28 protein-coding genes and 1 tRNA gene are annotated in these 23,317 nt (G+C 67.4%); 13 read left to right on the forward strand and 16 right to left on the reverse strand.

Annotation, left to right across the window (positions count from 1 at the left end):
* Positions 1–338: 338 nt before the first annotated feature.
* Together E3T23_RS09265 and E3T23_RS09270 are read right to left on the reverse strand one after the other, a co-directional pair.
* Positions 339–1,901, reverse strand: a complete 1,563-nt coding sequence (locus E3T23_RS09265; protein ID WP_134370098.1) for a carboxylesterase/lipase family protein — start codon at positions 1,899–1,901, stop codon at positions 339–341.
* Positions 1,902–1,931: 30 nt separating this feature from the next.
* Positions 1,932–2,666 carry a flavodoxin family protein gene (locus E3T23_RS09270; RefSeq protein ID WP_134370099.1) on the reverse strand — a complete coding sequence of 245 codons (735 nt, stop codon included), beginning with the start codon at positions 2,664–2,666 and terminating at the stop codon, positions 1,932–1,934.
* A 127-nt stretch (positions 2,667–2,793) separates the two neighbouring features.
* On the opposite strand from E3T23_RS09270, the gene E3T23_RS09275 reads away from it, so the two are divergent.
* Both E3T23_RS09275 and E3T23_RS09280 read left to right on the forward strand, forming a co-directional pair.
* Complete coding sequence (locus tag E3T23_RS09275; RefSeq protein WP_241977802.1) at positions 2,794–4,164, forward strand: MFS transporter; 1,371 nt, start codon at positions 2,794–2,796, stop codon at positions 4,162–4,164.
* A 49-nt stretch (positions 4,165–4,213) separates the two neighbouring features.
* A tRNA-Arg gene (locus E3T23_RS09280) sits at positions 4,214–4,286 on the forward strand.
* Positions 4,287–4,685: 399 nt separating this feature from the next.
* On the opposite strand, the gene E3T23_RS09285 is transcribed toward E3T23_RS09280, so the two are convergent.
* The 4 genes from E3T23_RS09285 to upp form a co-directional block, all read right to left on the reverse strand.
* Positions 4,686–4,886 (reverse strand): DUF1918 domain-containing protein, encoded by a 201-nt coding sequence (locus E3T23_RS09285; RefSeq protein WP_134370101.1) that lies wholly within the window; start codon positions 4,884–4,886, stop codon positions 4,686–4,688.
* A 99-nt stretch (positions 4,887–4,985) separates the two neighbouring features.
* On the reverse strand, positions 4,986–5,435 hold the full coding sequence (locus tag E3T23_RS09290) for a MarR family winged helix-turn-helix transcriptional regulator (RefSeq protein ID WP_134370102.1): 450 nt from the start codon (positions 5,433–5,435) through the stop codon (positions 4,986–4,988).
* 248 nt (positions 5,436–5,683) lie between these two features.
* Positions 5,684–6,388, reverse strand: a complete 705-nt coding sequence (locus E3T23_RS09295) for a winged helix-turn-helix domain-containing protein (protein ID WP_134370103.1) — start codon at positions 6,386–6,388, stop codon at positions 5,684–5,686.
* 535 nt (positions 6,389–6,923) lie between these two features.
* On the reverse strand, positions 6,924–7,556 hold the full coding sequence (gene upp / locus E3T23_RS09300; RefSeq protein ID WP_134370104.1) for a uracil phosphoribosyltransferase: 633 nt from the start codon (positions 7,554–7,556) through the stop codon (positions 6,924–6,926).
* A gap of 34 nt (positions 7,557–7,590) precedes the next feature.
* On the opposite strand from upp, the gene tadA reads away from it, so the two are divergent.
* On the forward strand, positions 7,591–8,070 hold the full coding sequence (tadA, locus tag E3T23_RS09305) for a tRNA adenosine(34) deaminase TadA (protein WP_166806262.1): 480 nt from the start codon (positions 7,591–7,593) through the stop codon (positions 8,068–8,070).
* Here tadA and E3T23_RS09310 read toward each other — a convergent pair.
* A complete protein-coding gene (locus E3T23_RS09310; RefSeq protein WP_134370105.1) occupies positions 8,027–8,740 on the reverse strand; it encodes a glutamine amidotransferase in 714 nt (237 codons plus the stop codon). The two genes, tadA and E3T23_RS09310, sit on opposite strands and share 44 nt — an antisense overlap.
* A complete protein-coding gene (locus E3T23_RS09315; protein WP_134370106.1) occupies positions 8,737–9,699 on the reverse strand; it encodes a cation diffusion facilitator family transporter in 963 nt (320 codons plus the stop codon). The genes E3T23_RS09310 and E3T23_RS09315 overlap by 4 nt, the downstream gene beginning before the upstream one ends.
* A gap of 62 nt (positions 9,700–9,761) precedes the next feature.
* Here E3T23_RS09315 and proC point away from each other — a divergent pair, with 62 nt between their 5' ends.
* Positions 9,762–10,610, forward strand: a complete 849-nt coding sequence (gene proC, locus E3T23_RS09320; protein WP_134370107.1) for a pyrroline-5-carboxylate reductase — start codon at positions 9,762–9,764, stop codon at positions 10,608–10,610.
* 34 nt (positions 10,611–10,644) lie between these two features.
* Here proC and E3T23_RS09325 read toward each other — a convergent pair whose 3' ends face one another.
* The gene (locus E3T23_RS09325) at positions 10,645–11,316 is read right to left on the reverse strand and encodes a potassium channel family protein (protein WP_134370108.1); all 672 of its coding nucleotides are present in this window, start codon (positions 11,314–11,316) and stop codon (positions 10,645–10,647) included.
* Positions 11,309–12,739, reverse strand: coding sequence for a TrkH family potassium uptake protein (locus tag E3T23_RS09330; protein ID WP_134370109.1), 1,431 nt, complete (start codon positions 12,737–12,739; stop codon positions 11,309–11,311). The genes E3T23_RS09325 and E3T23_RS09330 overlap by 8 nt, the downstream gene beginning before the upstream one ends.
* An 86-nt stretch (positions 12,740–12,825) precedes the next feature.
* Here E3T23_RS09330 and E3T23_RS09335 point away from each other — a divergent pair, with 86 nt between their 5' ends.
* Together E3T23_RS09335 and E3T23_RS09340 are read left to right on the forward strand one after the other, a co-directional pair.
* On the forward strand, positions 12,826–13,272 hold the full coding sequence (locus E3T23_RS09335; RefSeq protein ID WP_134370110.1) for an ArsR/SmtB family transcription factor: 447 nt from the start codon (positions 12,826–12,828) through the stop codon (positions 13,270–13,272).
* Positions 13,273–13,395: 123 nt separating this feature from the next.
* Positions 13,396–13,494: a 30S ribosomal protein bS22 gene (locus E3T23_RS09340; protein ID WP_003792170.1), complete on the forward strand. Its 99-nt coding sequence runs from the start codon at positions 13,396–13,398 to the stop codon at positions 13,492–13,494.
* Between the two features lie 68 nt (positions 13,495–13,562).
* Here the strand turns inward: E3T23_RS09340 and E3T23_RS09345 are convergent, their stop codons facing one another.
* Positions 13,563–14,282 carry an HAD family hydrolase gene (locus E3T23_RS09345; protein WP_134370111.1) on the reverse strand — a complete coding sequence of 240 codons (720 nt, stop codon included), beginning with the start codon at positions 14,280–14,282 and terminating at the stop codon, positions 13,563–13,565.
* Between the two features lie 55 nt (positions 14,283–14,337).
* Between E3T23_RS09345 and E3T23_RS09350 the strand changes: the two genes are divergently transcribed.
* A complete protein-coding gene (locus E3T23_RS09350; RefSeq protein ID WP_134370112.1) occupies positions 14,338–14,607 on the forward strand; it encodes a glutaredoxin family protein in 270 nt (89 codons plus the stop codon).
* Positions 14,604–14,900, forward strand: a complete 297-nt coding sequence (locus E3T23_RS09355; protein ID WP_134370113.1) for a Dabb family protein — start codon at positions 14,604–14,606, stop codon at positions 14,898–14,900. The genes E3T23_RS09350 and E3T23_RS09355 overlap by 4 nt, the downstream gene beginning before the upstream one ends.
* 39 nt (positions 14,901–14,939) lie before the next feature.
* Here E3T23_RS09355 and aspS read toward each other — a convergent pair whose 3' ends face one another.
* Positions 14,940–16,268 (reverse strand): aspartate--tRNA(Asn) ligase, encoded by a 1,329-nt coding sequence (gene aspS / locus E3T23_RS09360; RefSeq protein WP_166806263.1) that lies wholly within the window; start codon positions 16,266–16,268, stop codon positions 14,940–14,942.
* Between the two features lie 63 nt (positions 16,269–16,331).
* Here aspS and E3T23_RS09365 point away from each other — a divergent pair, with 63 nt between their 5' ends.
* From E3T23_RS09365 to ccsB, 5 genes are read left to right on the forward strand one after another with little or no spacing between them, the layout of a single operon-like run.
* Positions 16,332–16,976, forward strand: a complete 645-nt coding sequence (locus E3T23_RS09365; protein WP_134370114.1) for a histidine phosphatase family protein — start codon at positions 16,332–16,334, stop codon at positions 16,974–16,976.
* Positions 16,973–17,569 carry a TlpA family protein disulfide reductase gene (locus E3T23_RS09370; protein ID WP_134370115.1) on the forward strand — a complete coding sequence of 199 codons (597 nt, stop codon included), beginning with the start codon at positions 16,973–16,975 and terminating at the stop codon, positions 17,567–17,569. Before E3T23_RS09365 ends, E3T23_RS09370 begins: the two co-directional genes overlap by 4 nt.
* Before the next feature lie 2 nt (positions 17,570–17,571).
* Positions 17,572–18,333: a cytochrome c biogenesis CcdA family protein gene (locus tag E3T23_RS09375; RefSeq protein ID WP_134370116.1), complete on the forward strand. Its 762-nt coding sequence runs from the start codon at positions 17,572–17,574 to the stop codon at positions 18,331–18,333.
* Positions 18,317–19,981, forward strand: a complete 1,665-nt coding sequence (gene resB / locus E3T23_RS09380; protein ID WP_134370117.1) for a cytochrome c biogenesis protein ResB — start codon at positions 18,317–18,319, stop codon at positions 19,979–19,981. The genes E3T23_RS09375 and resB overlap by 17 nt, the downstream gene beginning before the upstream one ends.
* Positions 19,982–20,032: 51 nt before the next feature.
* Positions 20,033–20,995: a c-type cytochrome biogenesis protein CcsB gene (gene ccsB / locus E3T23_RS09385; RefSeq protein WP_134370124.1), complete on the forward strand. Its 963-nt coding sequence runs from the start codon at positions 20,033–20,035 to the stop codon at positions 20,993–20,995.
* Positions 20,996–21,251: 256 nt separating this feature from the next.
* On the opposite strand, the gene E3T23_RS09390 is transcribed toward ccsB, so the two are convergent.
* From E3T23_RS09390 to E3T23_RS09405, 4 genes are all read right to left on the reverse strand, one after another.
* Positions 21,252–22,232 (reverse strand): o-succinylbenzoate synthase, encoded by a 981-nt coding sequence (locus E3T23_RS09390; protein WP_134370118.1) that lies wholly within the window; start codon positions 22,230–22,232, stop codon positions 21,252–21,254.
* Between the two features lie 77 nt (positions 22,233–22,309).
* Complete coding sequence (locus tag E3T23_RS09395) at positions 22,310–22,576, reverse strand: hypothetical protein (protein WP_134370119.1); 267 nt, start codon at positions 22,574–22,576, stop codon at positions 22,310–22,312.
* Complete coding sequence (locus tag E3T23_RS09400; protein ID WP_134370120.1) at positions 22,573–22,902, reverse strand: DUF7882 family protein; 330 nt, start codon at positions 22,900–22,902, stop codon at positions 22,573–22,575. Before E3T23_RS09400 ends, E3T23_RS09395 begins: the two co-directional genes overlap by 4 nt.
* An 85-nt stretch (positions 22,903–22,987) precedes the next feature.
* Positions 22,988–23,317 (reverse strand): sigma-70 family RNA polymerase sigma factor (locus tag E3T23_RS09405; protein ID WP_206750241.1); only part of this gene is annotated, 330 nt, incomplete at its 5' end.

Consider the following 23,317-nt stretch of genomic DNA (forward strand, 5'->3'; position numbering starts at 1 on the left):
CGGGCGGTGCGGAGTGGGGGCTCCTGCCATGCCTCAATTGTAAATGACTTCGAATCTTGAGTCAAGAGTTTTGCTCAACTCTAGTAATCAATTACCCACAGATAGGCGCTGTGACGGTAGGCGTCGTGACGTATAGCCGGAGTTTTTCGGGACACGCCGGGTGGGCCGGCGCCGGGAACGGCGTGTCGCGAAAAAGTCCGCAGTTAGCGTGGGCACGGATGCCGGTGGCCGGGTTCAGAGGACGGCTCGCCGGGTTTCGACAGGCTCAACCACCGGCACGCTCAACCACCGACAAGCGCAACCACCCGAGAGAGCGAGCGCCGGTCGCGGCACTCAGGCTAGAAGTTCGGCAGAAACTCCTGCCAGACCGCTCGCCGCTCACCGCGGGGATCTGATTCGATGCGATCGACCTCGTCGATGATCAGGGTCAGCCGGTCGGATTCCGAGTAGGTCGGCCAGGTGTCGTCCGGACGGCCGGTGCAGGCGAAGCGCAGCCAGTGCAGCCGCATCCGTTCGCCTGCGTTGATGAAGAGTTCCCGCCCGCCGAGCAGGCTCATGGCCCGGGCGTGGGGGCCGTCGACATGGTCGAACAGGGCGAACAGTTCAATGCCGTGCGTGGCCCCGATGCCCAACAGGTGCATGAGGCGGGGGGCGAGGTCGAACCGATACGCGTAGACCGGCGCGACCCGGGAGTGGAAATCACCGATCTGGAGGCTCGGAAACCAGAACACGAAATCCCCGCCGAAGTCCGCCGACGACCGTTTCGCCGGCAGGCTGGCGTAGACCGAGCGCATCGCGTCGTGCGAGCTCACCGGGGCGTGGTCGAAGATGGCCGCAATGCGCATCGGCGACTTCGGCAGGATGTCCACCCGGCCCCGGAACAGCGACCCCTCCCGCTCGTTGGTGCCGATGATCAGCGGCACCCGGTGCGCGGTCCCGTGCCGGAAGGCGTCGAGCGCTCCTTCGGGCAGGAAATCCCCGTCGATCACCGGGATCAGGCAGAAGGTGCCCGGGTTCGCATCCGGCGTGCGCGCCTGCAGTGCCACGGCCGCCCGGGTCAGGTCGGCCACCGCGGCGCCGGTCAGCAGCGCGTTCGGCGACAGGTCGGAGTCGTCCGGCCGCTGTGAGCGCAGTTCCGCCACGAATTCGGCGGCCCAGCCGTCGGTCAGCCTATGCGAGAACGACGCGCTGACCGGGGGGCTCTGCGCGATGGCCCGGGCGAAAAGACCCTCGGCGGCGGGCGTCGCCATCAGGTGGAGCACCGCGTTGGCACCGGCGGATTCCCCGAACACGGTCACGTTGTGAGGGTTCCCCCCGAAGGCACGGATGTTGTCATGCACCCATCGCAGGGCGGCCACCTGGTCGCGCAGCCCGAGATTGCTCTCGAGGGGCCGCTCCGGTGTCGAATACCGGGAGAAGTCGAGGTAGCCGAGGGCTCCCAGCCGGTAGTTGAAACTGACGTAGACCACCCGGCCGGTGCGCACGAAACTTTCCCCCCGGCCGGTGAAATCCTGCGAGGAGCCCACGCTGTAGCCGCCGCCGTGGATGAAGACCATCACCGGGCGGCCCACCCGCTTGCGCGACGCCGACGCGGGCCTCAGCACGTTGATTGTGAGGCAGTCCTCGCCCGCCGGCACGCGCGGCCCCGCGCCCTTGAACTGGCTCTTGTAGGGCTGCGGTGCCACGTGGCCGAACCGGGAGGCGTCCCAAACGCCCTCCCACGGGATCACCGGCTGCGGGGCCCGGAACCGCAGCTCGCCCTCGGGGGGCGCGGCGTAGGGGATGCCGCGCCAGGCCAGGATCCCCTTGTCGTCCACACCCCTGACGATCCCGCCGGTGACCCGCACGTCCAGCCGGTTCCGCGGGGTGGGCGGCGCCACCGAGATCAGAGTCGCGGTCATGGGGTCCTCACTTCTGGCGCGTGGGCGCCGCTAGCGGTATTCCGGGTTCGGCCGGAATCCGGACCGCTCGCCCTGATCCCACTCCGCGCGGAGGTTCCCGAAGGCGGGGATGCCGCCGTTGGCCTTCAAGATCGCGGCCAGGTGCATCAGGTTCCAGGCCATGAAGGTGACGTTGCGGTTCGTGAAGTCGTTCTCCGGCCCGCCGGAGCCCGGGTCCAGGTAGCTCGGCCCCGGACCGATCGTACCGATCCAGCCGGCGTCCGCCGCCGGCGGGATCGTGAAGCCGATGTGCTGCAGACTGTAAAGCACGTTCGACGCGCAGTGCTTCACCCCGTCTTCATTGCCCGTGATGACGGCCCCGCCCACCTTGCCGTAATAGACGTACTGACCCTTGTCATTGAACTCGCCCGACATGGCGTAGAGCCGTTCGATCACACGTTTGGTGACCGAACCGTTGTCACCGAGCCAGATCGGCCCGCCGATCACGACGATGTCGGAGGTGCGCACCTTGTCGAAGAGGGCCGGCCAGGCATCCGTCGCCCAGCCCAGCTCGGTCATGTCGGGGTAAACGCCCGTGGCGATGTCGTGGTCGACGGCCCGGATCGACTCGACGTAGACGCCCTGATCGCGCATCAGGTTGATGCTGAGGTTCATCAAACCCTGCGTGTGGCTGATTTCTGGGCTGCGTTTGAGGGTGCAATTGATGAACAGGGCCCGCAGGCCGGCGTACTCGAAGGATGCCTGGGTGTTGCGGGTCGGAGTCATGGCGCTAGTTTTGCACCGGCCCCAGTCCTCGGCTAGTGCGGCGGACAGGCCTTTGGTTCACCAGATCGGCCCTCAGGTCGGGCCTCGATCAAACCTTGATCGGGCGTCGATCGGGTTAACTGGGAGAGTGATTACCACCGAGCGTCGAGTGCTGATCGTCGCCGTTCTGGCGTCCTTCGTGGCGTTCCTGGATGGCTCCATCATCACGGTCGCGCTGCCGGCGATTTCGCGGGAACTCGGCGGCGGCCTGGTGCTGGCGCAGTGGGTGGTCGACGGCTATCTGCTCTCGCTGGGCGCCCTGATCCTCGTGGCGGGGTCGCTCTCGGACACGTTCGGCCGGGTGCGGGTGCTCCGGATCGGGCTGGTCTGGTTTGGGATCGCCTCGCTGGCGTGCGCGGTGGCGCCGTGGGGGAGCGCGCTCGTGCTCGCCCGGGTCATTCAGGGCATGGCGGCGGCCCTGCTCGTGCCGAGTTCCCTTGCCCTGATCACCTCCACCTTCTCCGGGGCGGCGCAGGGCCGGATGATCGGGGCCTGGACCGGCTGGACGGGGATCGCGGGCATCATGGGCCCGGTGTTCGGGGGGATCCTGGTGGACACGGCGAGCTGGCGCCTCATCTTCGGGCTGAATGTGATCCCCATCGCGGTCACTCTGGTGCTGCTGGGCCGCCTGGACGAGCCCGCGCGCGCCCGTCCGGCGGCCCCCATCGACGCGTGGGGGGCCGGCCTGGCCGCGTTGGGGCTCGGCGGCCCGGTCTTCGCCCTGATCGAGCAGGGCCGACTGGGCTGGGCCAGCCCGATCGTGTTCGTGCCGCTCGTCGTCGGGCTTCTTTCCTTCGCGGGGTTCCTCTGGTGGGAGGCCCGCGCGCCGCATCCGATGATGCCCTTGAGCCTGTTCACGATCCGCAATTTCGGCGTCGGGAACATCGCCACGGTCGGCGTCTACGCGGCCCTCGGTCTCGGCTTCTTCGTGTTCACGCTCTACCTCCAGCAGGTCGGCGGCCTCTCGGCGACCGCGGCCGGTTTCGCCGGCATCCCGGCGACCATCATGCTTCTGCTTTTCGCGACCCTGTTCGGCACGCTGGCCGGCCGTTACGGCCCACGGATGTTCATGGCCGTCGGGCCGGTCGTCGCGGGGGTCGGTTTCCTGCTGCTGATCGGGGCGGTGCCGCCGATCGACCTCTGGTTGCGGGTCGTGCCGGCCATCGTGGTGATCGGCCTCGGCCTGGCCATCACCGTGGCGCCGCTGACCTCCGCGGTGCTCGGGTCTGTCCGGCCTGAGCAGGCCGGCATCGGGTCGGCCGTCAACAACGCCGTCGCCCGGGTGGCCGGGCTGGTCGCGGTGGCCCTGGCCGGAACGATCATCGGAGGTGCCCTCGACGTCGACGGATTCCAGCGCGTGATGGTCGTCGTCGCGGGCCTGATGTTCGCCGGCGGAATCGCGTCCTGGCTCGGAATCCGCACTCCGGCCTCGGTTGCCGCACCTGAGCACCCGGAATAGCTGTTATAGTTTTCAAGTTGTCATAGAGCGCTTAGCGTGTTGACAGCCTGCGCTCGTAGCTCAACGGATAGAGCATCTGACTACGGATCAGAAGGTTGGGGGTTCGAATCCCTTCGGGCGCACAGCTAAAACCCCCGCAATCATTGAGATTGCGGGGGTTTTGTCGTTGTTCCACCCTGGGTTGGTGCACGCTGACCGGGCCGTTGTCCGGCGAATCTAGCGGACCGCGAGAATCTGCCGTGGCGAATGCACCGGCTCGCGTCGCACGTTGGTGCGGTCGCAGCCGGAGCAAGCCAGCACATAGACGGGGAGGGCGTGGTGCTCGGCGTGCGCCGGGTTCGGCGTCAGGCGAGCCGCGGAATGACAGAAGGGACACGTGATTGTCATGGCTGAGTCTCCATTTCTTGTACCCGCCACGATCTGCAACGTGTTATTGAAAGTTAACTCAGGTCGCGTCCGGACAGTAGCCCCTTGACCTGAGCGGGAGCGCGTGCATGCCTGCGCGGCTCTGCCGCCTCGTGCTAGGTGGGCCCGATGTGATCGATGTGCTCGACCATGAAGTCCGTGCCGGGGAAAACGACGCTCTCGTGCCCCTCGCTGAATCGCACGAGATAGGGCGGTTCGCCGTTCGGCCCGCGAACCTCCATGATCTCGCCGTGCCGGTCCGGCGCTTCCACCGTCTTCCCGCGAATGATGATCCGGTCTCCCTGCGCTGCATGCATGGGAATCACCTCCTCGCGCCTACCGTACGCCCGCCCGCGCGGCCTGCACAGGGGACGGGGCGGTCGGGGGAGCGAGTTCGCGGGGAGGGGAGGCGCCCGTCAGTCCTCGCCGCGCAGGCGATCGCAGAGTGCGGTGAGTTGCCTGAGCTCGTCGGGGTCGAGCGTGTCGCCGATGCGGTCGGTGATGGTGCCCATGTGCTGCAACGCGACCCCGCGGAACAGCTCGTAGCCGGCATCCGTCAGTTCGATCAGGGCGCCGCGGCCATCGGTGGGGTCGGCGTCCTTCCGTACATAGCCCCGCACCGCCAGCCGGTCGACCAGGCGGCTCACGCTGGGCTGGGTGAGCAGCACGTGCCGGTTCAGGTCCCGGAGCCGCAGGCGCCGGCCCGGCGCCCGGGACAGGTTGAACAACACGTCGTACTCGTTGAACGAGATCTCATGAGACGGGAAATCGGCAGCGAGGCTGCGCATGATGGCCACCTGGGCGCGGAAGAGCGACTCCCAGGCTGCCACTGCCGCGGCTCGATCGGTCACGCTTCCTCCACACATCCGTGAACTCCAAGAATAGGGACTCCGCCTCGGGCCGCCTCATCCGCTCGTGGGAAATTCAAAGAAAAATAACGAACAGGAAACTAGCGTTTCGTTACGCGTTCGTTATATATTCGGAGTGCGTCAACCGTTTGCTGTGGCGGAAGACGCGAAATGTGATTGCAGGACACTCTTGGTGCAAGGGAAGAGGGCCGGCCGTAGCTACTACGACCGGCCCTCTGTCATGTCACCTGCCATGTCGACGTTCTCTAGAAGACGTCCGGGCTCGGCGTGCTGGACTGGCGGATCGACACGTCGGCGTGCCGGTCGAAGCGGTAGCCGACTCCGCGCACGGTGCGCACGATGTCTTCGTAGCGGCCGAGTTTGGCGCGCAGGCGCCGCACGTGCACGTCGATGGTGCGCTCGTTCGGAGCGTCTTCGTCGTCGGAGGCGTTCCAGAGCTTGGCGATCAGTTCGGCGCGTTCGATGGTGCGGCCCTCCCGCAGCACCAGGTACTGCAGCAGCTCGAATTCCTTGTAGGTCAATGCCGCGGTCTCGCCGTCGAGGTGCACGCGCTTGCGGGAGATGTCTACCACGACGCCGCCGGGGGCGCGGTCGGGGTCCTCCGTCGCGTTGCGTTGCCGGGCCAGGGCGGTCGGGTCCTGCAGGGCCAGGCGCACGACGTCGACATCGCGGCCGCCCGCTCCGGCGGGGGCCAGTGCGACCGCGGCGTGGGTTTCCGCCGTCGGGGCGATGGAGCCGGTCAGGGCCTTGAGCGCCTCGACGATGCGGCTGAGGCTGGTGCCGGCCGCTGCCGCGGTGGCCTCGTCGATGCCTACGTAGAGAACGAATCCGCGGGCCTGGGGGCCGTCGGGCACGGCGCGGATGCGAGGAGCCGCGGGCGTTGGGGAGACCGGGCGGTCGAGGCGTGCGGCCTGGATCGAGCGGGCGGTGTCAATGTGGGCAAGCGACATGAGAGTGGTCCTTGGCTGGGATGCTGAGGGGGAACCCGACGCCGATGAGCGGTTCCAGGTTCGAAAAAGTTCGGCCGGATTCGGCCTGGGGGAGTCGGTGAGACTCAAGGAGTTCAACCAGCCGGCCGCGGGATGTCAGCGGGGCGGGAACTCGGCGATGTGGTCGATTGGTCAGCGGGCCATTCGGCAATGGGCGCTGCGGCAACACGCGGAGCGGGAGCCGGGCATCATCATGCCGGCAGTCCCGAAAGCCTCGAAGGAGGTCTGGGGGCGTGCGCTCGTTGTCATAGGTGAGAGTAAAGCCGACTGTTACGACGTGTGTCAATTCCGCGACCAAGGATGACGCCGCGTGACATGCATCACGTTCGGTGACTGTGCGGGGGATCGGCGGATCCGCCGCAGACCACGAAAACATGACAGTTTCCATGATAGAAATCAGTTTCATCAAAGATTCTTGAATTGCCGTGGCGAAAGTGTGCTGCGGGTCGCAGGACCTGCAGTCGCCGCCGCCCGCCGGCGACTGCTTTCGGCCGGTCTAGACCAGACCGTAGAGGCGGTCGCCGGCGTCACCGAGGCCGGGAACGATGTAACCGTGCTCGTCGAGCTTGTCGTCGACGGCGCCGAGAACGATGGTCACTTCGCGGCCCTCGAGGGCCTTCTCCACCGCGGCCAGGCCCTCAGGAGCGGCGAGGATGCAGATGGCGGTGACGTCGACGGCGCCACGGTCGAAGAGGAACTGGATGGCGGCGATCAGCGAACCGCCCGTGGCCAGCATCGGGTCGAGCACGAAGCACTGGCGGTCGGACAGGTCGTCGGGCAGGCGCTCGGCGTAGGTGGTGGGTTGGAGGGTTTCCTCGTTGCGGGCCATGCCCAGGAATCCGACCTCTGCCGTCGGCAGCAGCTTGACCATGCCCTCGAGCATGCCGAGGCCGGCGCGCAGGATCGGGACGACGAGCGGCTTGGGGTTGCTGATCTGTACGCCACGGGCCTCGGAGACCGGGGTCTGCACGGTCACTTCCTCGACGCGCACGCCGCGGGTTCCCTCATAGGCGAGGAGGGTCATCAGTTCTTCGACAAGGGACCGGAAGACCGGCGACGGGGTGTTCTTGTCCCGGAGAACGGTGAGTTTGTGGGTAATCAGGGGGTGGTCGGCTACATGGACTCGCATAGGCTCAATCTACTAGTCGGGGAAGGAAACGTGGATGGGCGAGGTCGAACGTCGGCACAGTGAATGGATGCGGCTCGCGCTCACCGAGGCCCGCGCCGCCCTCGAGACGGGGGATGTGCCCGTCGGTGCGGTGGTGCTGGACGCGGCCGGCGGGGTGATCGGGCGTGGACGGAACGAACGAGAAGCGCTGCAGGATCCCACCGGCCACGCCGAGATGGTGGCCATCCGTCAGGCTGCCGTGTCCCTGGGCGACTGGCATCTCACCGGCTGCACCCTCGTGGTGACGCTGGAGCCCTGCGTGATGTGCGCGGGAGCGATCCTGGCCGCGCGGGTGCCCGTTGTGGTCTTCGGTGCGTGGGACGAGAAGGCCGGCGCCGCCGGATCCGTCTACGACGTACTGCGGGACCGCCGGCTCAATCACCGGGCCGAGGTCTACGCCGAGGTCGACGCGGACGAGTGCGGGGAACTGCTCAGGGCGTTCTTCGCGGATCCAGCCCGTCGAGCCACTCGCTGAACATGGCTCTGGAGGCGTCCTGCATGCCTCTGGAGTAGCGTTCGCGGTCCCGGCGCAGGTCTCCGGGGTCGAAGCCTTCGGCGGCCACCTCCGCCTCCGAGGCCGCCAGCCAGACCTCGTGCATCTCGTCGGTGACCTCCGGGTGGAACTGCACGGCCAGCGCCCAGTCGTCGATCGCGAAGGCTTCATTGCCGTATTGGGGGGACCCGGCGAGCCGCGTCACCCCGCCGGGCAGGTCGAACGTGTCGCTGTGCCATTGGAAGACGGGGACGCCGCTGATGTGCCGCAGCGGGGAGGTCACCCCGGCTTCCGTGGGTTCCACGGACCGGTAGCCGATCTCGTTCGTCGGCCCGCGGTAGACGCGGGAGCCCAGGGCGGCGGCCATCAGTTGCGCGCCCAGGCAGACCCCGAACACGGGCCGAGACGCGCGGAGCCGCCGCTCGAGCAGGTCGATCTCGGCGTGCAGCGCGGGAAACTCGTCGGCGTCGTAGACTCCCATTTCGCCGCCGAGCACGATCATCAGGTCGGCGTCCTGCGGGTCGAGTGCCCGCACGTCCTCCCGCAGCGTGTCGACGTACCGAATCGAGTAGCCGTAATCGCGGAGCACCGGTTCGAGGTTGCCGAGGTGGATGGTGTCATCGTGCCGGAGGACGACGGCGGTGCGGCTCATTCACTGCCCTTGATGACGATGGTGTCGGTGGCGGGTGCGCGGCGGTTGGGGTCGAGGAACAGGTCCGGTTCGAGGTAGATGACCCGGGCCGAGGGCACGGCCTCACGAATGCGGGCTTCGACGGCGTCGATGCCCGCCGCCACGTCGGAGAATCGGCTGTCGGCCTCGAAGGCGATCTTGGCGGCGACGAGCAGTTCGTCCGGCCCCATGTAGAGGGTCTTGAGGTGGATGATCTTGCGCGTCTCCGGGCCGGCCAGGATGGCGCGCTCGATGGCCGCGGCATCCGTGCTGCCGGCGCCCTCGCCGACCAGCAGGCTCTTCGTCTCGATGCCGAGAACGACGGCGACGAGCACCAGCAGCACACCGATGCACAGGGTGCCGATGGCGTCCCAGATGGGTTCGCCCGTGATGATGGTGAGGCCGACGCCGAGGAAGGCGAGGACCAGGCCGGCGAGGGCGGCGATGTCTTCGAGCAGCACCACGGGCAGCTCGGGCGCCTTCGCGTGCCGCACGAACTGCACCCAGCTCTGCTTGCCGCGCACGAGGTTCGATTCCCGGATGGCGGTGCGCAGCGAGAAGGATTCGAGGCCCATGGCGACCAGCAGCACCACGATCGGCAGCCACGGCACCTCGAGCGGGTGCGGGTTCTGCAGCTTCTGCACGCCCTCGAAGAGGGAGAAAACGCCGCCGACGGAGAACAGGATGATCGACACCACGAATGCGTAGACGTAGCGTTCCCGGCCATAGCCGAACGGATGCTCCTTGTCGGCTGTCTGCCGGGCCTTGCGTCCGCCGACCAACAGAAGAACCTGGTTGCCGGAGTCGGCCAGGGAGTGCACCCCCTCGGCGAGCATCGACGAGGAACCGGAGAATGCCCAGGCCACGAATTTCGTGATCGCGATCCCGAGGTTGGCGGCGAGTGCCGCCACAATTGCCCTGTTCCCACCCGAAGTGCTCATGAGGTAATCCTAGAACGCACCCCCAACGGACCCGGCACCGGGGGCGAAAGTAGACTCGTCGGATGACTTCGACTGCTTCCACCACACTGCCCGCCATCGCATTCCTCGGCGCCGGATCGATGGCCCGGGCCGTTTTGACCGGGCTGCTGAATCCGGATGTGACCGTGGAGGACGGCATCCGGGCAACCAACCGCTCCGCGGCGAAGGCCGACGAACTCGCGGGAATCCCCGGCGTGACCGCCTGGGCCACCGCCGATGAACCCGCGGCCAACCTTTTGGCGATCGCCGGCGCGCGCATCGTGATCGTTGCCGTCAAACCCGCCATGGTCCCCGACCTGCTGGCCGAGATCGCCGACAGCCTCGAACCGGGCACGCTCGTCATCAGCGTCGCCGCCGGCGTCACCATTGCCACCTTCGAGGGGCTGCTGCCCGACTCCGTGTCGGTCATCCGCTCCATGCCGAACACGCCGGCCCTCGTCGGCAAGGCCGTGACCGGGCTGAGCGCCGGCACGCGGTCCACCGACACCGACCTCGACCTCGCGAAGACCCTCTTCGGGACCGTCGGCGACGTCTTGGTCGTGCCGGAGGACAAGCTCGATGCCCTCAGCACGATCTCCGGGTCCGGCCCGGCCTACGTCTTCTACCTGATCGAGCAGCTCACGGCCACGGCGATCGCCAAGGGCTTCACCGCGGAAGAGGCCGCCGTGATGGTGAACGGCACCTTCCTCGGTGCGACCACCCTGCTGGCGGCATCCGACCTGTCTCCGACGGAGTTGCGCCGTCAGGTGACGAGCCCCAGCGGCACCACCGAGCGCGCCGTCGCGGAGCTCGAACAGGGAGGCCTCAAGGAACTGTTCGACCGGGCGACGGATGCCGCGCTCGCCAGGGCCCGCGAACTCGCCGGCCACTAGCCCGCGGGTGCCCGACGGACCGTGGTCTCCAGGCCTAGAACTCCAGCGACGCGAACCGCTCGATGTCGGACTCGGTGCCGGAGACGATGATGAGGTCCTGGTCGGTGACGACCGTCTTCTCGGTGGCATAGGTGAAGGGGCGGCCGGGGCTCTTCACGCCGACCACCGTGACGTTGTACTTGCGGCGCAGCCCCGATTCGGTCAGGTTCAGGCCCCGAATCGGTTTCGGCGGGATCATCTTGACCAGGGCGAAGTCGTCGTCGAACTCGATGAAGTCGAGCAGGCGTCCCGAGACGAGGTGCGCGAGGCGTTCGCCTGCCTGCGCCTCCGGGAAGACGACGTGGTTCACGCCGATGCGCTCGAGGATCGTGCCGTGCGACTTGGAGATCGCTTTGGCCCAGATCTGGGGGATCCCGAGGTCGACCAGGTTTGCCGCGATGAGCACACTGGCCTCGACGGACGAGCCGACGGCGCAGACGGCGATCGAGAAGTCCTGGGCGCCGATCTGGCGGAGGGCTTCAATGGAGGTGGCGTCGGCCTGCACCGCGTGGGTGACCCGTTCGGACCATTTCTGAACGAGGGCGGCGCTGTCGTCGACGGCGAGCACATCCCGGCCGAGACGGTCGAGCTGGCCTGCGGTGGCCGCGCCGAACCGGCCGAGGCCGATCACGAGCACCGGTGCGTCGTGTTTGAAGCGGTCAGCCAACGATGGGTCTCTCTTCCGGACGTGAGAACAGCTGCCTGCTCTGGCTCGCGGCGAGGGCGGCCGCGAGAGTCACTGTACCAATCCTGCCCATGAACATGGTTGCCGCCAGCACGTACACCCCGGAGGGAGGAAGATCGCCGGTCAGGCCCGTCGACAGGCCGCAGGTGGCGAACGCGGAGATCACATCGAAGAGCACCAGGTCGAACGGCGCGTCCGAGATGTGCAGGATCAACATGCTGGACACGGCCACGGTCGTCGCTCCCCAGAGCACCACGCTGACCGCAAGCCGCAGGATATCTCCCGGGATCCGGCGGCCGAACGCTTCCATCTGGCTTCGTCCGCTGGCCTCGGCGAAGGCCGCCAGGAAGAGGATGGCGAGGGTCGTCACCTTGATGCCGCCCGCGGTGGACGCGGAGCCGCCGCCGATGAACATCAGCATGTCTGTGGCGAGCAGACTGGACCCGTTCAGGTCACTGATGTTGATGGTCGCGAAGCCGCCGGACCGGGTCATCACCGACATGAAGAGCGACTGGAAGATCGTGTCGCCCGCGTTCAGGGACCCGAATGTCTTCGGGTTGTCGAATTCGAGCGCGATGTACATGGCGACGCCGGCCACGAGCAGGGCCACCGTCGTGAAGAGGGTCAGCTTCACGTGCAGCGACCAACGCCTGGGGCTCCGCCAACCCCGGGCGATGGCGTAGATCACCGGGAATCCCAGGCTGCCGAGAAAGGCCCCCAACATCAGGGCGCTGAGGAACCAGTAGTCGCCCGCGAAGGGGGCCAGGCCCCCGACATTGGGCGAGAATCCGCTGTTCGTGAACGCCATCGCCGAGTAGTACACGCTCTGCCAGAGCGCCTCGCCGGCGGGTGCCCCGACCGCGAGGATCCGCGGGAAGATCAGAGCGGTCACGACCAGCTCGATCACGAAGGCGCTGATTGCGACCGTCACGAGCAGGTTGCCGACCTCGCCCAGGCGAATGGCCTGGCCCTCATTGACGGGTCCGGCATGGATGCGGGAGGGGTTCGTGTCGCTGGCGGCCATCAGCCGGGCGCGCAGGCCCAGGCGCCGCGAGATGACCATTCCCATCAGTGAGGCGAGGGTCAGCACGCCGACGCCGCCGATATTGACGCCGACCACGACCAGGACGTTGCCGAACGCGGACCAGTGCGTCGCCATGTCCACCGTCGCGAGCCCGGTCACGCAGATCACGGACACGGCGGTGAAGAGTGCGTCGTGCAGCGGGGTGACGGTGCGGTCTGCGGTGGCGATCGGCAGCGAGAACAGGAGGGTGAACACCATGACCAGTGCCGTGAATACGAGGATGGCGAAACGGGACGGCGAGCGGCGCACCAGGGAGTCGACGGAGTCGCGGAGCCAGGCGTACCAACTCGTGGGACGAGGCGCGAAAGCGGGATCCGCCATCCGTGTCTGCACTGAAACCTCCGACTTGCCCGCACCGAACGGATGTCGCCATGGTATCCCCCGCCGGGAATGACTAGCCTGTTGGAATGGCAGACATCTTCGGCGTGGTGGCGGATTCGACGCGACGCGAAATACTACGCATTCTCCTCGAGCGATACAACCAGTCGAACACCGCCGGCGGCGAGCTGAGCGTGTCGGACATCGTCGACAAGCTCGGGCTGAGCCAGCCGACCATCTCCAAGCACCTGAAGGTGCTGCGCGAAGCGGGCCTGGTGGGTGTTAGAGAAGCCGGTCAGCACCGGTACTACCACCTTGACTACGCACCGCTCGAGGAAATCGAGGACTGGCTGATCCCCTTCCTCAGCGTCGACTTCGACGCCACCGTCGAGGAGCTGGCCGAGGAGTCCGAGGGGCTGAAAGTCGAACAGCGCGCATTCGCTGCCGCCATCGGAAAGGCCTTCGCGGATACGTCATACCAAATGGCGCATGCGGTCAAGGACGCTAAGCCTCGAAAGTGGCGGAAAACGGACTAGTCGGCGGCGATCGAACGCCTGAATGCGCGCACCGCGTAGGAGAGTGTTCTTTTTCCGGTAGACTGCCATTTACCGTGTCTGTCGCGAATCCCGCGGCGAAACCAATTTTTTTGTGAGGTCCGTGTGGGTTCTGTAATCAAGAAGCGACGCAAGCGTATGGCGAAGAAGAAGCACCGCAAGCTGCTTCGTAAGACTCGTCACCAGCGTCGCAATAAGAAGTAATCGGTTCTGTGCCGCTAACAGGCAACCGTTCGAAATAGTTTCCGGCGTGAGCGCTAGGCCCCTGGGGTCTAGCGCTTTTTGCTTGTCCGGGCGGCCTTGATGCTGGCGCGCTTGAGGATCATCATCGGCCAGTGCCGCGCCGCGGCATAGCGGCGGAGCGTCGCATCCGGGTTCACGACCACCGGATTGCCGACCAGGTCCAGCAGCGGAATGTCGTTGTGGGAGTCGGAGTAGGCCCAGCAGTCGGTCAGGTCGGCGCCGCTGCGCTCCGCCTGGGCGTTGGCGGCGACTGCCTTCCGGGCGCCGTGGCAGACGCCGTCGGTGAGACGACCCGTGAAGATGCCGTCGACGGCCTCGAGCCGGGTGCCGAGCGCACCCGTGAGGCCCAACCGCTCGGCGATGACGTCGGCCACCTCCTGCGCGGTCGCGGAGACCAGCCAGACCTCGCGCCCGGCCTTGAGGTGGGCGCGGGCGACGGCGACCGTTTCCGGCCAGAGCCGCTGCAGGAGGCGGGCGTCGAAGATCTCCGCGCTGAGCGAGACGAGTTCGGCCCGGCTGTAGCCGACGACGACTTCCAGAGCCCGCGCCCGGATGCTCGCCAGGTGCACCCCGTTTTCGCCGACGGAGAGGAACCGGGCCTGCTTCCAGGCGAAGGAGAGGACGTCCCGTCCGGTGACGAGCCGGCGCCGCCAGGCGCCCACACCCAGGTGGTACAGGCTGGCGCCACGCAGCAGCGTATTGTCCACGTCGAAGAACGCGATTGCGGGGGCGATGGTGTCTTCGGACATGTGTGCGACAAGTCTAGTTGTGCGACGCACCGCTGGGCCAGCATAGGCTGGAGCTATGGCTACCGCACTCCTCACCCTGATCGGCAAGCCCGGCTGTCACCTCTGCGACGACGCACGAGACCTGGTCGGCAACGTCGTGACCAAACTCGCCGACGACCCGAACGCCCCCGAGATCGTGCTCGAGGAGCGGTCGATCCTCGACGACGCCGAGCTGCACGCCCTGTACGTGGAGGACATCCCGGTGCTCCTGCTCAACGGCAAGGTGCACAATTACTGGCGGATCGATCCGCTGCGGCTGCGCACGGCGCTGCTCGCCGTGCGATGATCCGGCACATCGTCTCCTGGCAGCTGGCCGCGTCCGACCCGGAGGAGAAGGCCGCGGCCGCAGCGGGGATCGCGGACCGCCTCGAAGGGCTCGTCGGCGTCGTCGACGAGATCCGCTCGTTGCGGGTGGGCTTCGACGTGGCCGGCGGCACCAACTGGGACGTCGTGCTGATCGCCGACTTCGACGATCTGGACGCGGTCAGCCGCTACCAGGCTCACCCGGCGCACCAGGCGGCGGGAACCTTCATCCGCTCCGTGGTGTCGTCCCGGATGGCCGTCGACGTCCTCGTCTAGCCCGTTCGGCTCCGGCCCGTGCCTCTCCGGCCCGTTCTGCTACGGTTCCAGGCGCGTCGGGCCGCGGAACAGGTAGGTGACCTCGCGGATGCTGGCCTGGTGCAGCATCAGCATGAGCACCCGGGCGAGGCCCATGCCGAATCCGCCGTGCGACGGAACGCCGTAACGGAAGAAGTCGAGGTAGCCCTCGATCTCTTCGGGGTCGACGCCCTTCTCCTTCGCCTGCTCGACCAGGATGTCGATGCGGTGCTCGCGCTGCGCGCCGGTGGAGATCTCGGTGCCGTTGAAGATCAGGTCGTAGCTCTTGGTGATGCTCGCGTCGCCCTCGTGGCGCATGTGGTAGAACGGCCGGATGCTCGAGGCGTAGTCGGTGAGGAAGACGAACTCGTGGCCGAAGGTGTCGAGCACGTAGGCGGCGATCTGGCGTTCCCCCTCGGGGTCCATGTCGTCGTCGTCGCGCGGGACCTCGTAGCCGCGGGTCTTCACGATCTCCTTGGCCTCGGCCAGCGGGATGCGCGGGAACGGCGTGCTGGGCACGGTGACCTCGACGCCGAAGAGGGCCAGGACCTCGTCGCCGTGCTTCTCCTTGACGGCGGTGAAGCCGGCGACGAGCAGCTCTTCGTGCAGCCGCATGACGTCTTCGTGGCTGTCGATCCAGCTGATCTCGGAGTCGATGCTGGTGAATTCGGTGGAGTGGCGGCTGGTGAACGACGGGTCGGCGCGGAACGCCGGACCGACCTCGAAGATTTTGCCGAAGCCGGCGGACTGGGCCATCTGCTTGAAGAACTGGGGGCTCTGCGCCAGGTAGGCCTTGGTGTCGAAGTACTCCACCTCGAACAGCTCGGCGCGGGATTCGCTCGCGCTGGCCATCAGCTTCGGGGTGTGCAGCTCGATGAAGTCGTTGTCGATCCAGTAGGTGCGCAGCGCGTGCTCGAACGTGGTCTGAAGGCGGAAGATCAGGTTCGCCTTGGGCTGACGCAGGTCGAGGAAGCGCCAGTCGAGGCGCTTGTCCAGGCTGGAGTCGGCCGCGATCGGGGTCTCGGGGATGGCGACCGTGACGACCTCGAGGGTGGCGAGCTTGATCTCGATGCCGCCGAGCTTGACCCGCTCGTCGTGCTTGAGCTCACCGGTGACGGTGACGAAGCTGCCCTGCGAAAGGGTGGAGATGGTGCTGGCCGGTTCGTCGGCGACGACGACACCATCGGCATCCGTGGTGCGCGGGTTCACGAGCTGCACCGCACCGGACTCGTCGCGCAGCACGACGAATTGCACCTTCTTCTGGTCTCTGACGGTGTCGACCCATCCGGAAACGGTCACGGGGCCGTTGTCGAGGGCGGCCAGGTTCTTGATCAATATGCGCTCAGTCACCGGTCAAGTTTAGCCGAACCGTTCTCGGCGTATTCGCGGGTACCCCCTCCGTACACTGGGAGAGTGGTAGCCAGTCAGGTACATCTCGTGCGGCACGGTGAAGTGTTCAACCCCGAACGCGTTCTGTATGGACGCCTGCCCGGATTCCGACTCTCCGATCTGGGCGCGGAGATGGCCGAGTCCGCTGCCGCCGATCTGGTGCGGCGCGGGCGCCCCGTCGCACGCATCATCTCCTCCCCGCTGCAGCGTGCGCGCGAATCGGCTGCACCCATCGCAACAGCTTTCAACCTTCCGGTCGACATCGAGGAGCGCATCATCGAGCCGACCAATTCCTTCGAGGGCAGACGGATGCGAGGCCCCGGCGGGGCTCTGCGTGATCCCCGAAGTTGGCCCGCGCTGATCAATCCGCTGCGCCCCAGCTGGGGCGAACCGTTCGACTCGATCGTGCAGCGCATGCTCGCCGCGATCGAGGATGCGCATAACTCGGTCGACGACGGTGACGTCGTGCTCGTGAGTCACCAGCTTCCGATCTGGATGGTGCACCGCGCCCTGGCCCGGCAGCGCCTGGCCCACGACCCGCGCAAACGCCGCTGCGACCTGTCGAGCATCACCACCCTGTCCTGGCCCGGCGACCGTCTGGCCGAAACCGGCTATTCCAACCCGGCACTGTCCCTGCAGGCGGGCGCCACGGACGTGGGGGCCGTATGAACCGCCGTCCCCGCTTCTACCTCGCCACTCTGGTCGCCGCGGCCCTGGTGCTGACCGGCTGCTCCACCGACCCGCTCGCCGAGCAGTATCGCGAGGGCAGCAGCAAGGGCTTCATCGCCGGCGACGGCAGCTGGACCGAGATCCCGGCCGCCGACCGCGGCGATCCCGTCTCCTGGAGCGGCGCCGACGAGAACGGCTCCCCGCTCGCCAGCGCGGACTACGCCGGCAAGGTCGTCGTGGTCAACTTCTGGTACGCCAGCTGCGCGCCCTGCCGGGCGGAAGCGCCGGCCCTGCAGAAACTCAACGAGGAATTCGCCGGCACGGACGCCCACTGGGTCGGCGTCAACGTGCGGGACCAGGCCGCGAATGCGACCGCGTTCAACGAGAGCTTCGGCATCACCTACCCGTCGGTGATGGACGTCGACACCGGGAGCATGCAGCTTGCGTTCAGCGGCAGCATCCCGCCCAACGCGGTTCCCACCACCCTCGTGCTCGACCGGTCCGGCCGGGTTGCGGCGCGCATCCTCGGCGCGGTCTCGGAGCCCTCGATCCTCGAGACCCTCGTCCGCGACGCGATCGCCGAGGATTCCTAGGCGTGGACAACCCCTTCGGCGAGATCGTCTTCAGCGGGCAGCTGGTCCTGGCCATTCCCATCGCCGTCCTGGCCGGGCTGATCTCGTTCGCCTCGCCCTGCATCCTCCCGCTCGTGCCCGGCTACCTGGCCTACATCGGCGGCTTCACCGACGGCAGTTCGACCGCCGTCCGCGGCGACAGCCGGGGCCGCAACCGTCTGCTGCTCGGGGTCGCGCTGTTCATCCTCGGTTTCACCCTCGTCTTCGTGCTCACCGGCGTGATTTTCGGGGTGGCCGGTTTCTGGCTGAACCAGTATCGCGATCCGATCACGCGCATCGCCGGCGTCGTGGTGATCCTGCTCGGCCTGGTGTTCGTCGGCCAGTTCGGTTTCGCGCAGCGCAGCGTGAAGGCATCCTGGAAACCGGGGATGGGACTGGCGGGAGCCCCCGTGCTCGGCGCGGTCTTCGCCGTCGGCTGGACCCCCTGCACCGGCCCCACGCTCACCGCCATCAACTCACTCAGCCTGACCACGGGTTCTCCCTGGCAGGGTGGCCTGCTGGCCCTGTTCTACGCGCTCGGGCTGGGTATCCCGTTTCTGCTGATCGCGCTCGGCCTAAGATGGGCGACCGGAGCCGTTTCCTTCCTGAAACGGCACGTCCGGGCCATCAACCTGTTCGGGGGTCTCCTCCTCGTGCTCATCGGCGTGCTCATGGTGAGCGGCGTGTGGAATGCCTGGCTCCTCGACCTGCAAGGAACGATCGGAAGTTATGTCCCGGCCATCTGATCATTACGACGCCCCAGCCTCCGCGGGAATCGTTCAGCCGCGCCTGGGCTTCGTCGGCTGGCTGCGCTGGTTCTGGCGCCAACTGACGAATATGCGGACCGCGCTGTTCCTGCTGTTGCTGCTCGCGATCGCCGCCGTGCCGGGCTCCCTGGTTCCCCAGCGCAGCTCAGACCCGAACGGGGTCACCCAGTATTTCTCCGACAACCCGGACCTCGCGCCGCTACTCGACACGGTCCAGGCCTTCGACGTCTACTCCTCGGCGTGGTTCTCGGCCATCTACCTGCTGCTGTTCATCTCGCTGATCGGCTGCGTCATCCCGCGCACCAGACATCACTACCTGGCCCTGCGGGCCAAGCCGCCGCGCACCCCCGCCCGCCTGTCCCGGCTGGCCGGCTTCACGACCCGCACCGCCCCGGCCGGCACGGATCCCCAGGCCGCCGTCGAGTCCGCCCGCAAGCTTCTGAAGACCAGCGGCTACCGGGCGGCCGTCTTCGAGAACCGCGGGGAGACCTCGGTCTCGGCCGAACGCGGCTACCTGCGCGAAACCGGCAACCTGGTCTTCCACTTCGCCCTGGTCGGCATCCTGATCACGGTCGGTTTCGGCGGCGGCTTCGGGTTCAGCGGCCAGCGTGTGCTGGTCGAGGGTCAGACCTTCGTGAACACCCTGCTGGCCTACGACTCGTTCAACCCAGGCCGGTTCTTCAACGACGCCAGCCTCAAGCCGTACAAGCTCACCCTCGACAACTTCGACGTCGTCTACGAGGAGGAGAACCTCAAGGCCTACGGCCAACCGATCGACTTCACCGCGGACGTCACCATCACCCCGCGGGGCGAGGCCGCCCAGGCCAGCCAGGTGAAGGTGAACGGGCCGGCCCGCACCGGCGGCACCGACGTCTACCTGCTCGGCAACGGCTACGCTCCCACCATCACCGTGAAGGACCCCAACGGGGTGGTCGTCTTCACCGACTCCGTGCCGTTCCTGCCGCAGGACGCCAACCTGACCTCCCTCGGCGTGATCAAGGTCCCCGACGGGCTGGCCGAGCAACTCGGCATGATCGGTTTCTTCTACCCGACGCAGGCCACCGCGGATTCCGGGGCGTACTTCTCGTCCTATCCGGACCTGCAGTACCCGCTGCTGACCCTCAACGTCTACTCGGGGGACCTGGGACTGGACGCCGGTGTGCCGACCTCGGTCTACTCGCTCGACATCGACAAGATGACCCAGCTCGCCGGGGGCAAGACCTCGGTCGAGTCCATCGAGCTCAAGCCGGGGGAGACCCGGGAGCTGCCGAACGGTCTCGGCTCCGTCACCTTCGACGACGCCGACCCGGGCGCGAAGGACGGGGACTTCTCCGGTTCGGTGCTCCGGTTCGCCTCGTTCGACATCCACCACGACCCCACCCAGCTCTGGGTGCTGTCCTTCGCCGTGCTGGCCCTGCTCGGACTGCTGACGTCGCTATTCGTACCGCGCCGGCGGGTGTGGGTGAAGGCCGTGCCGGAGCAGGACGGTTCGCTGCGCCTCGAATATGCGGGTCTGGCCCGGGGCGAGGACCCGGCCCTGGAATCCGCCGTCAGCGACCTCGCCGATCGACACACGGACCTGCTGTTATCCTCCCAATCGGTCCTCCCGGCATTCGAACAGAAATAGGCTGACACCGTGAATCTCAACGAGCTCTCGATCCTGAGCCTTTACTCGGCCATGGCGGTCTACGCCCTCGCCTTCATCGCCTTCTCCTTCGACCTGGCCAAGCGATCCGCGGCGGTCACCTCCGCCACGGCGGCAGGCCCGTCGGAGCGCCGGGCCGAGTCCGCGCGCCGGGAAGCGGCCGGGTCGGCGGGCGGAACCACCACCCTCACCCGAATCAGCGCCCGCATCGCGAACGACGCGGTCACGCCCTACGGCCGATCGGCCAGCCTGCGGGTGGGCGTCTCGCTCACCGTGCTGGCGTGGCTGATCCACCTGGTGTCGGCCGTGCTCCGCGGAGTGGCGGCCGAGCGAGTCCCGTGGGCGAACATGTACGAGTTCGCGATGACGGGCACCCTGCTGATCGTGTCGGTGTTCCTGATCGTGCTGACCCGGGCCGACCTGCGCTTCCTCGGCACCTTCGTCACCGGCATGGTGCTGGTGCTGCTCGGCATCGCGGCGCTGCGCTTCTACGTCGAGGTCGCGCCCCTGCCGCCGGCTCTGCAGTCGGCCTGGCTGGTCATCCACGTCTTTGTGGCCTCGTTGGGCACAGGTTTCTTCGCGCTCGGGTTCGCCCTCTCCACCGTGCAGCTGCTTCAGGTGCGGCGGGAGTCCCTGCTCGCGTCCGCCAAGGCCGGGCGGCTGCGCTTCCTGGCCACGCTGCCGTCGGCGGCGACGCTGGAGAACCTGGCCTACCGGGTCACCATCATCGGATTCATCCTCTGGACCTTCACTCTCATGGCCGGCTCGATCTGGGCCGAACAGGCCTGGGGGCGGTACTGGGGCTGGGACACCAAGGAGGTTTGGACGTTCATCATCTGGACCATCTACGCCGGCTACATCCACGCCCGCGCGACCCGGGGCTGGCGTGGGTCACGGTCGGCCTGGTTGTCGATCATCGGCTTCGGCGCCGTCATGTTCAACTTCGGCATCGTCAACGTCTTCTTCAAGGGCCTGCACGCCTACTCCGGCCTGTAGGCCACCACGCCACGCCACGCCTCGCCTCACCTCGCCACGCCACGCCTCGCCTCACCTCGCCACGCCACGCCTCGCCTCACCTCGCCACGCCACGCCACGTCGCGCCACGTCGCGTCACGCCACGCCACGCCACGTCGCCGAACCGTGAGTTTCGCCCCTTTTTCGCGCCCGATGAGGGGCGAAACTCACGGCTCGGCGGAGCTGGGAGGGGGGACCAGGCAGGTGGGACGGGGCCGGGCGGCGGAAGGGCGGGCGCTCAGTCGGCGAGCAGGGCGTAGCAGCGGGTGAGTCGGGCCAGCCACCAGTCCCGCCGGTCGTCCGCGGCCGCGTAGCGGTCGAGCAGTTCCGGGTCGGGGGTCACCCGGCGCACCGGGATGCCGCCGTCGACCGGCAGCAGCGGGTCGGTGGTGACATCGGCGGCGAGGAGCGAGGCCGTGCCGAGCCCGCAGTCGAAGTTGAGTTCCGGAATCGCGGCGGCCAGGTGGGCCCCCATCGAGATGCCGACCGAGGTGTCGAGGGCGCTGGAGACCACGGCGGGCAGCCCGGTCTGGTGGATCAGCGCCAGGGCGGCGTGGATTCCACCGAGCGGCGCCGCCTTGATCACGAGGATGTCGGCGGAACCCGTGCGGGCCACCAGCAGCGGGTCCTCCGCGCGGCGGACGCTCTCGTCAGCGGCGACGCCGACGTCGAGGTAGCCGGTGCGCCGGCGGATCTCGGCGAGTTCCTCGATGGTGGCGCACGGCTGCTCAACGTATTCGAGGTCGAATTCGTTGAGGGCGTGGATGGCGTGCTCCGCCTCATCGACGTTCCACAGGCCGTTCGCGTCGACACGGATGCGCCCCTCCGGTCCGAGCACACGGCGAACCATCCGCACGCGGGCCACGTCGTCGGCGAGGGTCTGACCGGGGTCGGCGACCTTCACCTTGGCGGTGCGGCAACCGGGGAACCGGGCGAGCACGCCGGGGACCTCTTCGGCGGTGACGGCCGGCACCGTGGCGTTCACCGGGATGCGCTCCCGAAGCGGGAGGGGAGTGGCCTGCCAGCCGAAATCGAGGGCGGCCCGCAGCCAGGTGGCGGCCTCCGCGTCGTCGTATTCGGCGAATGGTGAGAATTCCGCCCAGCCTTCCGGCCCTTCCAGGAGCAGAGCCTCGCGGGTGTCGAGTCCGCGGAACCGCGTCACCAGCGGCAAGGCAACGACGCGGGCAGATCCAAGCAACTCAGGAAGTGATGGCAGCATGTTCCCAGTGTGCCAGCCGGGGGGCTTCCCGGGTGACGCCTGGAGACCGACTCGCGACAGGGCCGAGTGGCGACAGGTCAGAGCACGTCCTGGTTGAACGCCCCGTCCACCTCGAGATCGATGTCCGTGCCGTTGGTGTTCGGCTTGAAGTTGAGAATCGCGAAGGGGACGCCCGGCACGATCAGCAGGTAGGCGTCTTCGAAACGCCCGCCGCCGCTGTTCACCCGCAGCCAGTAGGGCTTCCCGGACTCGACAGCGGTCTCGACCTCGTTCTGGATGGACTCGACCGACCGGCCGGCCAGCGAGTACTGCCCGCCGCCGTAGACAATATCCACTCGGTTCACGATTCGTCCTTCACCAGTACTGTCGCGGGTCGATGTGGTTCCGGTACCAGCTGCAGGCCTCCGGAGGAATTGGCCGAGAGCATGAGGGCTTCGATCCATTCGCGGTTGAGGCTGGGGGAGCGTCCACCGAAATACTTGTAGGCCAAGGGGATCGCCGGGTGCAGCCAGATCGTGCTGCGACCGTCACCGCCCTGGGGGTCGTCCCGCCAAGTGAAGTAGAAGCACTCACCGCGTCGCAACTTCGCCCCGATGACGACTTGGATGTGGGCCAGGACCCGGTCATCGAAATCCGCTGTCAGGGTCGAGTTGTACGTTAGCTTGCCCATGTGCCCCCCGATGACAAAGTTAATGATGACGTTAGCTTGAATGGGTCAGTGTCGCTACGCTCCTTTCAGGGGGTATTTCGGGGCATCAGTCCCGCAGGTACCGTTCGAGTCGGGGGACATGCAGCTGGGCGAGCGCGCGCTTCTCTATTTGGCGCACGCGTTCCCGGGTGACGCCCTGCACGAGCGCGATCTGGTCGAGCGTGCACGGCTCACCGCCGTCCAGACCGAATCGGGCCGTCAGGATCGACCGTTCCCGGGGCGGTAGCGCATCGAGGTAGTAGCTGATGTCGGCCGCCCGCAGGGTCACCGTTGCATACTCCTCGGGCTGGGGCAGGTCGTCGTCGATGATCAGCTCGGAGATGTCGCCGAGGCCGTCGCCGACGGGCGACTGCAGGGACATCGGCTCGTTGTCGTA

The organism is Cryobacterium cheniae (assembly GCF_004403395.1).
GTDB lineage: Bacteria > Actinomycetota > Actinomycetes > Actinomycetales > Microbacteriaceae > Cryobacterium > Cryobacterium cheniae.

What these genes read in the sequence shown, in the direction of transcription:
- E3T23_RS09345 (WP_134370111.1), bottom strand. Translation starts at nt 14,282, where the DNA reads ATGTCCGAAGACACCATCGCCCCCGCAATCGCGTTCTTCGACGTGGAC.
- resB (WP_134370117.1), top strand. Translation starts at nt 18,317, where the DNA reads ATGTCCCGGCCATCTGATCATTACGACGCCCCAGCCTCCGCGGGAATC.
- E3T23_RS09295 (WP_134370103.1), bottom strand. Translation starts at nt 6,388, where the DNA reads ATGTCGCTTGCCCACATTGACACCGCCCGCTCGATCCAGGCCGCACGC.
- E3T23_RS09270 (WP_134370099.1), bottom strand. Translation starts at nt 2,666, where the DNA reads ATGACTCCGACCCGCAACACCCAGGCATCCTTCGAGTACGCCGGCCTG.
- E3T23_RS09290 (WP_134370102.1), bottom strand. Translation starts at nt 5,435, where the DNA reads ATGTGTGGAGGAAGCGTGACCGATCGAGCCGCGGCAGTGGCAGCCTGG.
- ccsB (WP_134370124.1), top strand. Translation starts at nt 20,033, where the DNA reads ATGGCGGTCTACGCCCTCGCCTTCATCGCCTTCTCCTTCGACCTGGCC.
- E3T23_RS09310 (WP_134370105.1), bottom strand. Translation starts at nt 8,740, where the DNA reads ATGAGCCGCACCGCCGTCGTCCTCCGGCACGATGACACCATCCACCTC.
- upp (WP_134370104.1), bottom strand. Translation starts at nt 7,556, where the DNA reads ATGCGAGTCCATGTAGCCGACCACCCCCTGATTACCCACAAACTCACC.
- E3T23_RS09400 (WP_134370120.1), bottom strand. Translation starts at nt 22,902, where the DNA reads ATGGGCAAGCTAACGTACAACTCGACCCTGACAGCGGATTTCGATGAC.
- E3T23_RS09390 (WP_134370118.1), bottom strand. Translation starts at nt 22,232, where the DNA reads ATGCTGCCATCACTTCCTGAGTTGCTTGGATCTGCCCGCGTCGTTGCC.
- tadA (WP_166806262.1), top strand. Translation starts at nt 7,591, where the DNA reads ATGGGCGAGGTCGAACGTCGGCACAGTGAATGGATGCGGCTCGCGCTC.
- E3T23_RS09355 (WP_134370113.1), top strand. Translation starts at nt 14,604, where the DNA reads ATGATCCGGCACATCGTCTCCTGGCAGCTGGCCGCGTCCGACCCGGAG.
- E3T23_RS09330 (WP_134370109.1), bottom strand. Translation starts at nt 12,739, where the DNA reads ATGGCGGATCCCGCTTTCGCGCCTCGTCCCACGAGTTGGTACGCCTGG.
- E3T23_RS09315 (WP_134370106.1), bottom strand. Translation starts at nt 9,699, where the DNA reads ATGAGCACTTCGGGTGGGAACAGGGCAATTGTGGCGGCACTCGCCGCC.
- E3T23_RS09285 (WP_134370101.1), bottom strand. Translation starts at nt 4,886, where the DNA reads ATGCATGCAGCGCAGGGAGACCGGATCATCATTCGCGGGAAGACGGTG.
- proC (WP_134370107.1), top strand. Translation starts at nt 9,762, where the DNA reads ATGACTTCGACTGCTTCCACCACACTGCCCGCCATCGCATTCCTCGGC.
- E3T23_RS09370 (WP_134370115.1), top strand. Translation starts at nt 16,973, where the DNA reads ATGAACCGCCGTCCCCGCTTCTACCTCGCCACTCTGGTCGCCGCGGCC.
- E3T23_RS09335 (WP_134370110.1), top strand. Translation starts at nt 12,826, where the DNA reads ATGGCAGACATCTTCGGCGTGGTGGCGGATTCGACGCGACGCGAAATA.
- E3T23_RS09350 (WP_134370112.1), top strand. Translation starts at nt 14,338, where the DNA reads ATGGCTACCGCACTCCTCACCCTGATCGGCAAGCCCGGCTGTCACCTC.
- E3T23_RS09265 (WP_134370098.1), bottom strand. Translation starts at nt 1,901, where the DNA reads ATGACCGCGACTCTGATCTCGGTGGCGCCGCCCACCCCGCGGAACCGG.